General features: G+C 41.7%; 12 protein-coding genes. 5 read left to right on the top strand and 7 right to left on the bottom strand.

What is annotated here, in order from left to right; translation table 11 throughout:
• Window positions 1-344: 344 nt before the first annotated feature.
• Window positions 345-1,445 (bottom strand): PQQ-dependent sugar dehydrogenase, encoded by a 1,101-nt coding sequence (locus EJ103_RS09660; protein WP_241232309.1) that lies wholly within the window; start codon window positions 1,443-1,445, stop codon window positions 345-347.
• A gap of 400 nt (window positions 1,446-1,845) precedes the next feature.
• On the opposite strand from EJ103_RS09660, the gene EJ103_RS09655 reads away from it, so the two are divergent.
• From EJ103_RS09655 to EJ103_RS09645, 3 genes are all read left to right on the top strand, one after another.
• Complete coding sequence (locus EJ103_RS09655; RefSeq protein ID WP_126008755.1) at window positions 1,846-2,889, top strand: iron-sulfur cluster-binding domain-containing protein; 1,044 nt, start codon at window positions 1,846-1,848, stop codon at window positions 2,887-2,889.
• Window positions 2,886-3,938, top strand: coding sequence for an acyl-CoA desaturase (locus EJ103_RS09650; RefSeq protein WP_126007401.1), 1,053 nt, complete (start codon window positions 2,886-2,888; stop codon window positions 3,936-3,938). Before EJ103_RS09655 ends, EJ103_RS09650 begins: the two co-directional genes overlap by 4 nt.
• A 150-nt stretch (window positions 3,939-4,088) precedes the next feature.
• The gene (locus EJ103_RS09645) at window positions 4,089-5,132 is read left to right on the top strand and encodes a branched-chain amino acid aminotransferase (RefSeq protein ID WP_126007399.1); all 1,044 of its coding nucleotides are present in this window, start codon (window positions 4,089-4,091) and stop codon (window positions 5,130-5,132) included.
• Between the two features lie 80 nt (window positions 5,133-5,212).
• On the opposite strand, the gene EJ103_RS09640 is transcribed toward EJ103_RS09645, so the two are convergent.
• From EJ103_RS09640 to EJ103_RS09630, 3 genes are all read right to left on the bottom strand, one after another.
• Complete coding sequence (locus EJ103_RS09640) at window positions 5,213-7,780, bottom strand: TonB-dependent receptor (RefSeq protein ID WP_126007397.1); 2,568 nt, start codon at window positions 7,778-7,780, stop codon at window positions 5,213-5,215.
• A 446-nt stretch (window positions 7,781-8,226) separates the two neighbouring features.
• Window positions 8,227-8,538, bottom strand: a complete 312-nt coding sequence (locus tag EJ103_RS09635) for a DUF962 domain-containing protein (protein WP_126007395.1) — start codon at window positions 8,536-8,538, stop codon at window positions 8,227-8,229.
• Window positions 8,539-8,754: 216 nt separating this feature from the next.
• Window positions 8,755-10,047, bottom strand: a complete 1,293-nt coding sequence (locus EJ103_RS09630) for an anti-phage deoxyguanosine triphosphatase (RefSeq protein ID WP_126007393.1) — start codon at window positions 10,045-10,047, stop codon at window positions 8,755-8,757.
• Window positions 10,048-10,312: 265 nt separating this feature from the next.
• Between EJ103_RS09630 and EJ103_RS09625 the strand changes: the two genes are divergently transcribed.
• Both EJ103_RS09625 and EJ103_RS09620 read left to right on the top strand, forming a co-directional pair.
• Window positions 10,313-11,122 carry a glucosaminidase domain-containing protein gene (locus EJ103_RS09625; protein ID WP_029772709.1) on the top strand — a complete coding sequence of 270 codons (810 nt, stop codon included), beginning with the start codon at window positions 10,313-10,315 and terminating at the stop codon, window positions 11,120-11,122.
• Window positions 11,115-11,780 carry a DUF2987 domain-containing protein gene (locus tag EJ103_RS09620; RefSeq protein ID WP_164521619.1) on the top strand — a complete coding sequence of 222 codons (666 nt, stop codon included), beginning with the start codon at window positions 11,115-11,117 and terminating at the stop codon, window positions 11,778-11,780. The genes EJ103_RS09625 and EJ103_RS09620 overlap by 8 nt, the downstream gene beginning before the upstream one ends.
• Window positions 11,781-11,833: 53 nt before the next feature.
• On the opposite strand, the gene EJ103_RS09615 is transcribed toward EJ103_RS09620, so the two are convergent.
• The 3 genes from EJ103_RS09615 to EJ103_RS09605 all read right to left on the bottom strand — a co-directional run bounded on the left by EJ103_RS09615 (window position 11,834) and on the right by EJ103_RS09605 (window position 15,622).
• Window positions 11,834-12,838: a LacI family DNA-binding transcriptional regulator gene (locus tag EJ103_RS09615; protein ID WP_126007391.1), complete on the bottom strand. Its 1,005-nt coding sequence runs from the start codon at window positions 12,836-12,838 to the stop codon at window positions 11,834-11,836.
• 63 nt (window positions 12,839-12,901) lie between these two features.
• The gene (locus EJ103_RS09610; RefSeq protein ID WP_054982646.1) at window positions 12,902-14,230 is read right to left on the bottom strand and encodes an MFS transporter; all 1,329 of its coding nucleotides are present in this window, start codon (window positions 14,228-14,230) and stop codon (window positions 12,902-12,904) included.
• Window positions 14,231-14,290: 60 nt separating this feature from the next.
• Window positions 14,291-15,622 carry a GH1 family beta-glucosidase gene (locus tag EJ103_RS09605; protein ID WP_126007389.1) on the bottom strand — a complete coding sequence of 444 codons (1,332 nt, stop codon included), beginning with the start codon at window positions 15,620-15,622 and terminating at the stop codon, window positions 14,291-14,293.
• Between the last annotated feature and the right edge of the window lie 137 nt (window positions 15,623-15,759).

Genomic DNA, 15,759 nt, shown 5'->3' with positions numbered 1-15,759 from the left:
CTAAGTAAAAACCGAGCAAAGCTTCCGCGTCCTGCTCACGCCCCTTACCTACATCCATGTAGGCAACAAAGAGTTTATCCCCCTAGGCAGAACCCGAAGGGCAGCGCATGTTTGGCATTTATGCTGCGTTATCGCCTATTTATGGGGAGTAACCACACTTCATAGGCTCTGCCTTGCCTAAAAACCAAACATACTGCTGCAAATTCAACCATCAAAGATCAACACGCCCTAGCATTACCATACGCTACAAAGAGCTAAATAGTTCTTTTAGCCGTAGGGCGTTTACCTTATTATATAAAAACAAGGTAAACGCATTATTTGCTATGCTGCGGTTACAAACGGTTTTATTGCTCAGGCTCAAGGCGTTTAATTCCTTCTCCGTCAATACCTAAGTAAATATAGCCATCACTGCCTTGTGCTAAGCTGCGGACGCGGCCTATTCCTTCTAAAATTTTATATTGCTTTGAAACACCTTTGTTAGATATTTCCAGTGCACTTAAAAACGAAAATTTCATAGACGATAGCAAAAGCTTGCCTTTTAATTGCGGGTACTTATCGCTGCTAACCAATAACATGTCAGAAGGGGCAATGGAGGGGGTCCAATGCAGTACGGGCGATTGCATGCCGTCTTTTTCTTGTATGTCGGTAAACGACGTACCGCTGTAATTAACTCCATAACTAACCACCGGCCAGCCATAATTAGCGCCCGCTTTAATTATGTTTAGCTCATCGCCGCCACGTGGGCCGTGCTCATGAGACCATAACGTTCGTGTTGTTTTATCAAACCACATGCCTTGCGGGTTACGGTGTCCGTATGACCAAATAGCGTGTTTAGCGCTTTTTTGATTTACAAACGGGTTATCTTTAGGAATACGGCCATCGGCGTGTAAGCGATAAATTTTACCGCCATCACGGGTTAAGTCTTGCGGGTTTTTATCGCGCGAGCCGCGATCGCCAATCGAAAAGTAAACATACCCTTGGTTATCAAACACAATACGGCTTCCGTAGTGCTGGCCTTTTGTGCTGTTATGCTCACCTTTATAGAGTAATTGTGTGCTTAAAAGCTCAGTGCGATCGTCACTAAGCTTGGCGCGCATTAGGGCTGTATTACTGCCACTTTTAGCGCCTTGGGTACTTGAGTAAGTTATGTAAAGCCATTGATTATCGTTTGCGTCGCTATGTAGGGCTAAATCAAGTAAACCGCCTTGCCCGTTTGCATCAATTTGTGGCAAACCCGAGAGCTTAGTTAAGTTAGATGAGTTTTTAGGCAGTAAATAAAGTGCGCCGCTGCGCTCGGTTATAAGTAAATCACCGTTACTTAACGGCTCAATAGCCCAGGGGATAGTTACCCTTTTAGTCACACTGACGGCCTTTACATTGAGCGGTAATACATCAAGGGTTTTGTAATCTACAGCTGCCACCGGCGTTGAAACGAGTACAGCTATGAACGCTGTTGATAATGTTTTAGCAATCGTTTTTGTTGGTAAAAACACAGTTGTTGTCCTGTCCAATAAATAAGCAAGTAATACCTACATTAGCATGCTGCTGCAGATTTTGCTAAATGTAGCGCTTTAATAAAAACCATATATATTTCAATCATAAAGAGTTTACCCGCAGTGCTGTATGGCTGGTTTTAATATTTTAAACAGCTATTTATTACACCTTAATTGAGGCTTTAGTACAGCGCTTTAAATTAGAGAGCTGCATAAAAATTGCGCTAAAAAACTGAATATTTACTCTAATACTATTGAAATTAATTTTTTTGGGCGTACACTTGTGCGCTGAAGTTTGAGCGTACACATGTAAGTTCAAATTCAATATTTAATATCCAAGAGATTAATAGTGATGATTACTAAAGTATTAGACCAATTTTCGAAGTGGTTTTTACACCATCAAAGCTTTGCAGGCTACATTGAGCCCATAATGCAAATGGTTAAGCCTGCGTGGCGTGCTGGTCTTTATAGAGCAAAAATAGAAGAGCTGACGCAGCACAATGGTGATTTTTTAAGTATTACCTTAAAGCCAACTCAGCACTGGCAGGCACACATTGCTGGCCAACATATTAGTTTAACGGTAGAAATAAACGGGCGTTTATTAACTCGTGTGTTTACGGTTGCCTCAAGCCCTGAGCAATTTAAAACTACGGGCTTGGTGCGTTTATTAATTAAAACTGATGAGCAAGGGCGTTTTACAAGCCTTTTAAGCAGTGCTTTACGAGTCGGTGAGTGGTGCAATATTTCAGCGCCTAGTGGCGACTTTGTTTATAAAAACACCCAAAACAATGCAACGTTTATAGCGGGCGGCTCGGGTATTACACCTATGCTTGCCATGATTAGTGAGCATTTAAAACATACAACACAAAAAGTATCGCTGATTTATTATGCCAAAGCCGCAGCGCACCAATGTGTAGACGAGCTAAGCGCATTAGCAAACCAGTTTTCGCATTTTTCGTTTTTACTGCTCACACGCGAGCAATCAGATGATATTACTCGCCATGTAAATGTATGGGAAAACCCAGACATATACTGCTGTGGGCCTGCAAACTTTATGAAAACGGTGTGTGACTTTGCTAAAAAACACCATTTAAATTACTACCAAGAGGCATTTGGTTTAACGCTGCCAAGCCAAAATGACGACAGTCTGTTTAACGTACAGATTAATAGCAGCGCTCATGTCGTAAATGCTAATAACGCATTGTTAGCACAGTTTGAGGAAAAACAATTACCGGTTAAACGCGGGTGTGGCATTGGTATTTGCCACCAGTGCCAGTGCATTAAAAAGTCAGGCGTGGTGCGTAATTTAAAAACTGGTGAGTTGAGTGATAACGGCGAGCAGTTAATTCAACTGTGTGTAAGTCAACCTGTTAGCGACTTGGAGTTACAGCTATGAAAAACATAAACTTTGATCAGTTAGCCAACGATTTAGATAGCATAAAAATGGATACGCTAGGCAAAGTAGGGCAACAAGATGCAAACTACATTCGCTCGGTTGTTAAAAAGCAGCGGCTATGTGAGTGGAGTGGCCGTATTTTACTTATGCTGGGCTTTATTCAGCCACTTTTATGGGTTGCGGGTGTACTGTTATTAGCGCTGGCAAAAATTTTAGACAACATGGAAATTGGCCACAATGTTATGCACGGCCAATACGATTGGATGAACGACAAGCAGCTTAACTCGCAGCATTATGAATGGGATATTGCTTGCGATGGGCAAAGTTGGCATCGCGTTCATAACTTTGAACACCACACCTACACTAATATTATTGGTAAAGACCGCGACTTTGGTTATGGCTTATTGCGTTTAAGCAATGATTTTAAATGGCGCTTAAAAAATGTATGGCAGTTTATTACGTATATTAATTTAAGTGTGCTGTTTCAGTGGGGGGTGTCGTATCACGAACTGGCAGCGGAGCGTGTGTTTATAGGTAAAAAGAAAGAAAACCGCGAAGGGGGTGTATCGCATTCTACCCTAAAACAGCGCTTTTTTAGTAAAGGTGCGCGCCAATTAATAAAAGATTATGTGATATTTCCTTTATTGGCAGGCCCTTTGTTTTTATGGGTATTAGCAGGCAACTTACTGGCAAATTTAATCCGTAATTTATGGACCTCAACCATAATATTTTGTGGGCACTTTACCGAGGACACCGAAACCTTTAAAGAAGAAGACTGCATAAACGAAACGCAAGGGCAGTGGTATTATCGCCAGGTATTGGGCTCATCTAATATTACAGGCCCGCATTGGTTTCATGTTTTAACTGGGCATCTAAGTTGCCAAATTGAGCATCACTTATTTCCTGATATGCCGTCCTCTCGCTATCAAGAAGTGGCCCCGCAAGTGCAAGCCGTTATGCAAAAACACGGCATTGATTATCATACAGGTGGTTTTTTTAAGCAGTATAGCTCGGTATTAAAACGTATTATAAGGTACTCGTTTAAATAAATAATGTGCCTTTAAAAAGCCGATTAATGAAGGTGCATTAATCGGCTTTTTTGTATGTGCTTAGCAATATGGCCAATTTATAAACAGCAGTTGCAAAAATTTCTTTTTGATAATTAAAAAAGCCTCAGTTTTGCTATGGTTAAATGATGCATGAATGTCATACAATGGAGAAAAATAGACCACACAAGAGAGATTAAAATGGCCGCATTCGGTACCGTGTTTATGCCGCAGATGATTCAAGCTCGTTTTTCTGATAACCAATGGAGCGAAAGCTCAATCGTCCCTTCCGATAAACTTGAACTTCATGCGGGCGCGCACGTCCTTCATTATTCAAGCACGTGTTTTGAAGGCTTAAAAGCTTTTCGCCACGAAGATGGCTCTATTTATATTTTTAGAATAGATGCAAACATTGCGCGTATGCAGCAAAGCTCTGCATTATTAAGCTTACCAAGCTTTGACGGTCAAATGCTAAAAGACATGATTATCGAGATTGTTAAAGAGTATGCTGATGAAACGCCATTACCACCAGGCTCTATGTACATTCGCCCAACTCACATAGGAACAGAGGCTGCCATTGGTAAAGCGGCTGCGCCGTCAATGAGCTCGTTGTTATATACACTTTTATCGCCAGTTGGCGATTACTTTACAGGCGGCGCTACTGCACTGCGTGTATTACTTGAAGAAGATGGCATGCGCTGTGCCCCGCACATGGGCATGGTAAAAAGTGGCGGTAACTACGCCAGTGCACTTGCACCAATTAGCGCAGCGCGCGAAAAATACCAAGCCGATCAAATCTTGTTTTGCCCAGGTGGCGACGTACAAGAAACAGGTGCTGCTAACTTTATTCTTATTGACGGTAACGAAATTATTACCAAAGCGCTTGATAGCACGTTTTTACATGGCGTAACCCGTAATAGCATTTTAACCATTGCAAAAGATTTAGGCATGACAGTAAGCGAGCGTAACTTTAGCGTTACCGAGCTTTTAGAGCGTGCTGCAAAGCCAGGTACAGAAGCTGCGCTTTCAGGCACTGCTGCGGTGTTAACGCCGGTAGGCACGTTTATTCATAACGATAAAGAATACAAAGTAGGCAGTGGCGAGCCAGGCCCTGCAACAGCGCGATTACGCCAAGCATTGAACGATATTCAATGGGGTAAAAGTGAAGACAAACACGGCTGGTTAACTAAAATCTAATTGATTTGAGCAGTTCGCACTAAAAAGCCACCGACTAGGTGGCTTTTGTGTTTTTGAGTACTTTTTGAAATGTTTAGCGCTTAAAACTTCATTTCTATTTTGCCGTACACGTAACGGCCATTAAATCCGTAGGGCGAAAAGCTCGAATAAGCAAACAAGCGAGAAAAAGTAGAGACTTCTTCTACATTTTCGCGGGTAGGATCTGGGTATACATCAAAAATGTTATTGGCACCTAAACTAAGCGTTAGGTTATCGGTAGCGGCATAGGCTACATCTAAATCAGTGATCCACTTAGGTTTTAATACCTCGTTTAGCTCAGGCGTTGATGAAGGGTCTTGGGTTTCACCATAACGCGTAGTTCTAAGTGTGGTACGCAGCGCATCATGGGTCCATGTAGCACTTAAATTATATTTATTGCGCGGGGTGCTTACTTCAAAGCGGCGCAGCTCTGTACCTGAGAACAAGTTGTCTTGATCAAACCCAGCACCTTGCAGCTCAGCGGGCGGGTCAATAATATCAGTGACTTCATTTTTGCCGTAGTTATACCCTAAGTTAAAGGCAATATCGCCATAGCCATCGGTGATTAAGTTGTACGAGGCAACCACATCAACACCACGCGTTTTACTATCTATAGCGTTTAAGAAAAAGCGGCCTTGGTTAGCGCCCGTGCCTGCTAGTAGCTCTTCTATTGCTGCGCCCGATAAATTGTTAGATAAAACAATACGGTCATCAATTAGTATTTGATAGTAATCAACCGATAAGCTGAAATTAAAGTCGGTAGACCAGGTAAAGCCAACCCCGTAGTTAGTGGCTTCTTCGGCATCAAGGCCCGGTGAGCCAAGCGCTTTGGCTACATCGCTGCTTGGTGCAAAGGTGCCGGTTTCGGTCGGAACGCTATCAACAAATACGGTAGCAACCGAGGTAAAATATTGCTGTTGTAATGAAGGTGCTCTAAATCCTGTTGAGGCTGAAGCGCGTATGGCTAAATCTTCGGTTAATGAATAGCGCGTTGCAATTTTGCCGTTAAGTGTATCGCCAAAATCTGAGTAATCCTCATAACGGGCTGCCACAGCTAAGTTCCAATCATCTGTTAGGTAGGTTTCTAAATCTATGTAAAAGCTTACATTGTGGCGGCTGTTGTCACCTTCTGATTCAGGTGTAAAGCCTGGAAATACTTGTGCACCTGCTGCACCAAATGGGCCATCTTCGCCTGTGACTACGCCACCTGGGCCAAATGAGCCTTGTGCGTATGAGGCTTCTTCGCCAGCTTCTATTTGATAGCCTTCTGTGCGGTACTCAGCGCCAATGGCAACACTTACCGCGCTTTCTAAAAAGCTGACATCCACTTCGCGGCTTAAATCAACATTTAAAGTAAGTTGATCGTATGTAAGCGTACCTGCATCAAAGCGTGTTTGGCTAGTGGGGCCGTATGACGTATTTAAACTATTGGTTACACCAAATTCGAACGCATCTTCACCATACACAGCCGATACATCGTAGTTCCAATCACTTATAAAGCCTTTAACACCTAACGCGAGTGAGTAGTCGTTTATATCTGAGGTGATCACAGGTAAAAAACCGTCGGGGTATATTTCTTCTATATTACGGCTATCGCTTGCGCGTCTATAAAAACCAGCGCCTTCACCTTCACGTTTAGAGTAAGAGCCAAATGAATACAAATCTGCATCGTTAGCTAGTTGATACCCTGCATTATAAAAAACCGATAGGTCTTCTACATCCCCATTACCAAAGTTATGGTTATAGCGGTTAACTGTAAACTCGCGAGGGTCGAGTGAGCCATCTTCTAATCGGTCGTAGTTTTCGCGTTGATCGTAATCGGCACGGTTAGTAGAGTGGCGGTCGCGGTATTCAGTCGAAATGTTTAAAAAGCCATTATCACCAAGCTCTAAACCAATATTACCTTGCAAAGTAAGCGTTTGCCCATCGGTTAAAGAGCGATCGCCGCCTTCGGTAAATGCTAGGTTGCCATCGCTACCCTCAGATACCGATTCAAGCTGAGGTACGCCATCCATTTCGGTGATATTAGCCCCATAAATAGCAGCAAGGGAGCCGCCACTGCTTGCGCTTTTAAGTACAATGTTAATCACACCCGCTATAGCATCAGAGCCGTATTGCGCCGCAGCGCCATCGCGTAAAACTTCAATGCGTTCAATTGCATTAGCTGGTATTGCATTTAAATCTACAGAAGATGAGCCACGCCCCGTTGAACCATTTAAATTAAGCAGTGCGCTACTATGACGACGCTTCCCATTAACCAGCACTAAGGTATGATCGGGTGCTAAACCTCGAAGTTGTGCAGGGCGTACATGATCACTGCCATCGGTAAGCGATGCCTGTGGAAAGTTAAAACTTGGTAACAAATTGCTCAGTAGCGCGTTTGTTTCCGTAAGGCCTGAACTGGTAAGCGCCTCAGCGCCAATAATATCAATAGGTACGGCGCTGTCTTCAACTGTGCGCCCTAAACGGCGTGAGCCAATTACGCTAATTTGCTCTATATCTTCTTGTACTTGAGGTGTTTGCTGTGCCGCGTGTGCAGAAAACGCACCAAATAGCGAAAGCGATGCACCCACAGCCACTGCTGTACTCACTTTTAAGTTATTTAACCTAAACGGTAGGCTTTTATTCATGTTGTTAATCCTCATCTGATCACCCATTGATTTAAAAATTTTTGTTTTTATAGCCGCTACTTTTTAGTGGAGCTGCTTTGAGAACATAAACCGTATTAACAAAATGAGTCAATTGAATAACATTCAATTAAAATTAAAGGGTATATAGTTACAAGGTTTAATTAATAAGACTAAATGAGGTAAAAGCTATAAATAGGCTAGAGTTTGTAAGTAACTGATGAAGCTTAAAATAATTGGCAGTCGTGAGGTTTACTTTTAATTAACAGGTAAGAGCAGTGTGCACACCTTTAATAATGGCTGTTACTCAGTATTTTTTTTAATTAAGTGTATAACCCATTTTTTATATGTTAAATAAATTAACATATAAAGAGCAGGTTATTTAAGTAGAAATTTGTATAGCGTTTAAAAAGGTTGCAAGTGATTTTTATAATAAAATAATATAAAAATTAAAATTTTATTTTACCGGTAAGTATATCTTTAAACATGACCCAATCTCCCCATAAGCTATAAAGAGGGTGCTTAAAAGTGGCGGGGCGGTTTTTTTCAAAAAAGAAATGCCCAAACCAAGCAAATCCGTAGCCAATAACCGGTAATAACCACAGCAAGCTATATTGCTGCTTGATTAATGCAATAAAGATGACAGCAAGTACTAGCGTGCTGCCAATAAAGTGAAGCCTTCTGCAGGTTACATTGCGGTGCTCTTTTAAGTAATACGGGTAAAACGCTTTAAAGGAGTTAAAAGTGTGTGGTGTGTTCATAGTCAATGCTCTTATTTTTATAGTTTATTAAATATACAAGGGCCTGCTAAATTTTGCAGGAAAAATTTTTGCAAACAAGAGGTTATTTAACTGCGGCGCAAGGTTTGTAACCGAGTGGGCTCAATAACGGCTTTTGCTCACGCCTATTTATTTGCAATAACCCCTTACACAGACTCTTCCTTTAACCAAACGCTTAGTAAGATGTGCTCGTGGCTTTTATTGTACTGGTGAGAATAAACGCTGATAGGTTTTATAGGCGTACTCATCGCTCATGCCGCTTAGGTAGTCGCATATTATGCGCATCCCTTGGTTTTGTTTTTCAGCGTCTAGATAAAGCGCTTGCGTTGTTTCGGGTAATAAACGCAGAGGGTCACTGGCAAAAGCGGTAAATAATTCAATCAGTAAGTTTTGACCTTTAAACTCTATTTGCTGCATTTCAGGGTCGCGTATTAAGCGATTAAATACAAAATGTTTGAGTATTTGTAAAACACGCTCGTACTGTGGGTCTAGCTTTGCAGTGTACTTTAAAATAGGGCACTCAAAATCACCATGCTGAACATCTAAATGAATATGAGTAATAAACATATTTACCAGCTCGCCAATGGCGTCTTTACGCTCAAAATCGTTTTTTGAAAATAAGCGTTGGGTAAGCGAGTCTAATTTAGTGTTTAACCAATCGTAATTAAGCGCGTTTAAGTGGGGTAATGCGTGTGTTTGCCAATCATCTAGTGTCAGCACTTTAGTGGCTATGGCATCTTCTAGGTCGTGCACTGCATATGCTATGTCATCGGCATGTTCCATTATGGCGCTATCTAACGATTTATAACGGGTTTTTGCACGGAACTGATCTATTGGCGTATGGCTTGTTAATAGCGCTTTGTCGTTGTCGCTTAAAGGGGCAATGATCCATTCAAATATTTGTGCATCGTCTTTGTATAAGCCTTTAGCGGGGCGCCAATCATCTGCTTTTATAAATGAACGTGTGTTATTTACCTTCGGAATGGTGTGCCATAAATCGTCTACAAATGCGGGATATTTAATAAAGCCAAGCAACGTGCGGCGCGTTAGGTTCATGCCGTGGCCGTTAGAGTATGGCTCAAGTTTAGCGACTATACGCAATGTTTGTGCGTTGCCTTCAAATCCACCGTGCTCACGCATCATATAATTTAAGGCAATTTCGCCGCCATGGCCAAACGGGGGATGGCCTATATCGTGGGCTAAACATAAGGTTTCTAATAAACCGGTAGAGGGGAAGTGTTCAAAATCGCTGTGCTGTGCTTTTAAATGCCGCAATATGCCGGTACCAATTTGCGATACTTCCAAAGAATGCGTTAAGCGTGTGCGATAAAAGTCGTTTAAGCCTATCCCCATAATTTGGGTTTTTGCTTGTAAGCGCCTAAAAGCTGCGGCATGAATTATACGAGAGCGGTCTACCTGGCAGGGGGAGCGATTATCGTTAGGGCGATTTTTATACTGTTCTATTATTCGGCTTTGCCATTGCTTATCCATACTGCTTACTCACAAAACGTTGTTATACACGGTATAAGCTCAGTATACCCATGCCCTAATAAATTGCGAATGAACAAGTACATAACCTGAGCTGGTGGATAGTATATTTATCGCAAGCAGCCACTTTAGCATTTTTTAGCAAAGCGCGGCCCTTAAAGGGTTACACACAGGGTGTTATTCGCGTTTATATAGTGGCTTAGGTATAATGGAGTTTCGTATGTGTGTGTATTACCCATGCATAATTGTTGTTTGAAAGAGAGACTACATGCTAAAAACCATTTTAAAGCTGTTACTAAGCGTATTTTTTTTATGGGCGCTTGCATATCCGTTTATGCAAAGTAATGAGCAAGAGGTTGAAGAACAAACCACAGGTGAACAACCTAAAAAAGTAAAGAAAAAAGAAAAACCTCTGCACAATGTTACCTTACCTAAATTTTCTGAATTTGCTGATGTAAAAGAGAAAAAACAGGCATTTTTTGATTTTATTCGCCCACATGTTGAGGCTGAAAATAAAAAAATATTACAGCAACGCGCTAAGTTAGAAATTGCGCGTATGATGCTTGAATACAACGAACCGCTCGAGAAAAAACAACAGCGCGACATCGTTAATATTTTAAAAGCCTATGGCTTACCTGAAACAGTAAACACCCTAATTTTAAGCCAAGCGCTGCGCCGTGTTGATATTATTCCTAAAGAGCTTGCGCTAATGCAAGCGGCGAATGAGTCGGCGTGGGGTACATCGCGCTTTGCACGCATAGGGCTTAACTTTTTTGGCCAATGGTGCTATTCAAAAGGCTGCGGTATGGTGCCAAGGCGCCGCAATAGCGGAGCGGCGCACGAAGTTGCTGCATTTAAGTCGGTACGCGCAGCAGTAAGCTCGTATTTTAGAAATATTAACACGCATAATGCCTACAAAGATTTACGCCTGATACGCGAAGATTTACGACAACAGCAAAAGCCCATTGCGGCAACGGCACTAACGCATGGTTTAATGTCGTACTCAGAGCGCGGCGAGGCCTACATAGAAGAGCTAAACACCATGATTAACCAAAACAGAGCTTATTTTGATGAATAAAAAACGACTCATAAATATTAACGCCATACTCATTTTATTAAGTTTGGCGGCAAGTACCGTCAATGCCAAAGAGTTTGTTATGTCGTACGATGGCTTTTACGATAGATTAAAAGTGGTTAACAAGGGCGACTTTCAGTATGCACGAGTTAACTTTTACATTAGCGATATTGCCACAAACGAGGCATGCGCTATTAAAAGCGGCACAATTTTAACTGAAAATAACGAATACCCGCTCAACTTTACCGATAAAGCACAGTTACTTTTACCGTTTGATAAGCAGCTCGATACGGATAAAGCCGTTATTGTTGTAGAGCCACAAAATCCTGATCACGATTGTCAGTTAAAATTGCAAATTGAGGCCAGCGAATTTGAAGGGCTTAGCTTAACTAAAGATTCGTTGTACACAATTAATAACGAGTTAGATGAACTTTTAACCGATTTATCGGGCTTTTTTGTTAGTAAACTCATGTGGTTTTTATTGCCTGAGCAAAAAGGCGTTGCTGTGACATTTAAAGAGCCTGTGACCTTTAATAACCCACATATACAGTGCGAAAAATCAATCTGCTACTTTGCTGTACAGGATAACTGGGAAGATGACGTAAATCTGCTCGGTGATATAGAAAACGTAATTAAAGTAACCCCCTGGATAGCAAAATAAGTTACTGGGGGTTAATAAAAACGGCGCTTAATTTAGCGCCGTTTTTTTATGCGTTATTTTGGCAGTGGTTGTGTTGAATCACGCTTTATAAGGGTGGGTTCAAACACGCGGTTTATGTGTAAGTTTTTATACTGATACACATCTTGTAGCACCATTTTTGCAGCCATTTCACCCATTTCTTCTACTGGGTTATCTATGGTGGTAAGTGTAGGGTAAAGATAATTGGCAAATATAACGTTATCAAAGCCAATCACCGACAAATCGTTTGGTAAATTAAAGCCATGCTCACGGGCGTATTTCATAGCACCTGATGCCATTTCATCGTTGGCACACACTAAAGCACTAAACGGAATACGCGTGTTGAGTAGTTTTTCAAGGCCTTTGCTGCCACCAATTTCGTTAAAATCACCTTCGTAAAACAGCGCCTCATTAAAGGGGATGTTTTTTTCGTGCAGCGCTTTTTTATGTCCTTTTAAACGGTTTCTGGCATCGGCTTTAACTTGCGGCCCCGCGATATAAGCTATATTTGTGTGGCCTTGTTCAACAATAGATTTACTGGCTAAGTAGCCGCCGAGTTCGTTATCTAGGCTAATGCAGTTACTTTCAAGTGAATGTACGTATCGGTTAATAAGGTAAATAGGGGTTTTACCTTTACTTAGCTCAATTAGGTAGTCATCACTGACTGACTCTACATGTAAAATTAGCGCATCGCATTTGCGGCTAATTAAAAATTCAATGCCGTCTTTTTCTTTATCGTCCTCACTGTGACCGGTGGTAATAATAACGTGCTTACCTGCAGCGCGCAGGGCTGACTCTATGCCTGCCATCATTTGAGCAAAGAAAGGACCATGAAGCTCTGAGACCAAAATACCCACGCTGTTGGTTCTGTTTGAGGCAAGCGATTGCGCAATAGAGTTGGGTTTATAGCCCAGCTGCTGCATTGCATCGAGTACTTTTTTAGTGGTTTTTTCACTTACGCGGGTGTTTTTATTCATTACCCGTGACACTGTAGCTAACGATACGCCAGCAAGCTCCGACACTTCATAAATTGTGGCCATGTTATTGTTAACTCACTTATATCCTTTATTTTGGCGGGCAAATAATACCGTACCCACCAAATGTTAACTAGCACTAGTTTTTAGCGATGCCTGTATAGAGGCTAACTGTGCGTTATTGAGCGTGTATTTACGCATAATAAAAGCAACAAACAAAGAGCCAAACGCCGGTATAATAGTAAACGATAATAAAATACCCTGCTGCGTATCAAGGCTCTGCATTGTTTGCGCTTGGTAATTATAAAAAGACAGCAGCCAGCCTGCAATTGCACCGCCTAACGCCACACCCATTTTTATAAAAAATATAACGCCCGAATATACAAGGCCAGTAATTCTTACCCCAGTTTTGTGGTGCCCGTAGTCTATGGTGTCGGCCATTTTTGCCCATAGTAGCGGGGTGGCCATATCTAAAAAAAACTTCCACAGAATAAAGGCGGCAAATGCCAAGGTAATGTTATCAGGGGAGATAAAATAGCTCGCAATACATATGCCCGCAGCGATTAACTGCAAACTAATATAGGCTTTTATTTTACAAAATCGCTTAGCCAACGGCTGAGCACACGCACACCCAACCATACTGGCAACCACTCCTAGGGTCATGAAGGAGGTAATTAAATCTTCTTGCCCTAAATAGTATTTAACGTAATAAACACCTAAGGTTAAACGTAATACTTGGCCAGTGAGTAAAAATAGCGCGGCAGCGCACAGGACTCGCCATTGATCGTTTTTAATTAAGGTTTTTAGACTTTTAAACAACGACAGGTTTTGCTCAGGCGGTTGCTCTACGCGCTCTTTAGTACCAAAAAAACACAGTAAAAATAACACTAAGCCAAGCAAGCTCATTGCCGTCATGGTGTATTGGTAGCCTTTGGCATTATCTCCTTGGCCGAAGTATTCAACCATTGGCATTGTACAGCCCGCAACAATAACGCCGCCTAACATACCAAACACAAAACGATACGATTGCACGCTAACACGCTCTTTTACATCGTTAGTGAGCACGCCACCTAATGCACAATAAGGAATATTTATGGCGGTATACGCCACCATAAGCAAGGTGTAGGTAGTAAAGGCGTAAATAATTTTATCGGTGCCTTCAAGCTCTGGCGTGGTAAAAGCTAAAATACTAATAAGCGCAAAGGGCAGGGCAAGCCACAATAAATAGGGCCTAAAATGGCCAAAGCGTGACTGGGTTTTATCGGCTAAGTTGCCCATAACTGGGTCGGTGATGGCATCAAACAACCTAACCACTAAAAACATGGTGCCTACCACCGCAGGAGAAAGCCCTACTACATCTGTGTAGTAAAGCATTAAAAACATCATAACTGTTTGAAAAATAATATTACTTGCCGTATCGCCAAGGCCATAGGCTATTTTTTCTTTTACACTTATCATGATGTTAGGTTCTCGCTTTTTGATTTTTATTTATGCGATTAGTCGAATAGCTTTTATTGGCTATTTACGGCTTTGTATCAAGCTTTTATAAGCTTGGCCACTGGCTTTTATAGTACGTTGCTGAGTTTTATAATCAACGTAAACAATACCAAAGCGTTTTAAGTAGCCCTCAGCCCATTCAAAATTATCCATTAAGCTCCACGCAAAGTAACCAATAATATTAACTCCTTGCGCTGTGGCATCGTGCACGGCATTTAAGTGGCTATGATAATAGTTTAGGCGATCTACATCGTTTACCTCGCCATTTTTAATGGTGTCGGGCATAGCTGCGCCGTTCTCGGTAATATAAATAGGCGGTAAGGTGTAGGTATTATTAAGCGTTACAAGTAAGTCGGTAAACGACTGCGGGTAAATTTCCCAGCCCATGTCAGTTAAAGGGCCTTGTGGAGCAAGTGGCTCGTATATATCGCTAGGGTGCGCTTTGTATACTTGGCGCGTATAAAAATTAATGCCTAAGTAATCAATAGATTGTGAAATTATGTCCATATCGCCTGGGTGGATTTCAGGCTGCTGATTGCTAGGAAGCTGTTTTATAATTTCTGGGTATTGGCCATCCATTATTGGTTTCATATACCATTGATTTAAATAATCATCGGCGTAGCGAGCTGCGTTTATATCCTCTGCTGACTGCGTTAAGGGGTAGCAAGGTGTAAAATTAAGCACAATACCATTTTGAGTATTAGGTGAAGTTTGCTTTAACACATCCATTGCCAAACCATGTGCAAGCAATAAATGGTGCGCCGCTTTTTTACCGTACTCTTTGCCCACTAAACCTGGGGCATGTATGCCTACTTCGTAGCCTAAAAAGGCACTGCAAAATGGCTCATTTAGGGTCGCGTACGAAAATACCCGCTCGCCAAATGCTTGGCTAATAAGCTTTACATACCGAGCAAATTCATAAGCTGTATCGCGATTTAACCAGCCGCCTTTATCTTCTAAATGTTGAGGTAAATCCCAGTGATATAGCGTTACAAACGCTTTAATGTTGCGCTTATTAAGCTCATCAAGAATATTAGTATAAAACTTTACGCCCTCAGGGTTTAGCTCGCCCGATAAGGTAATAACTCGCGGCCAAGAGATAGAAAGTCGATACGCATCTACGCCAAGCGAGTCTATTAATTCAATGTCGTTTTGCCACTGGTTGTAATGATCGCAGGCAACATGCCCATTTGAGCTGTCGGCTATTTTGTTGGGTGTATCGCAAAAGGTATCCCATATACAGGGCAGGCGATGCTCATACCCGCCTTCAATTTGAAATGATGCCGTAGCCACACCATAAACAAAGTTTTTTGTTAATAGAGGTGAATGAGATGGTAACGATAATTTTGTCATTAGTAACAAACCTTTTTAAACCTTAAATGCATAAATAGCCACTGTATTTACTGCGATGAAGCGTAAGGGCGCGTTTATAAAAAAATAAAACTTGTTGAAATATGTTACATGTTCGTATTTAATTACACGTGAAAGCG

Source organism: Pseudoalteromonas sp. Xi13, assembly GCF_003952205.1.
Classification (GTDB): Bacteria; Pseudomonadota; Gammaproteobacteria; order Enterobacterales; family Alteromonadaceae; genus Pseudoalteromonas; species Pseudoalteromonas atlantica.
This window is presented reverse-complemented; position numbering and strand designations above follow the sequence as displayed.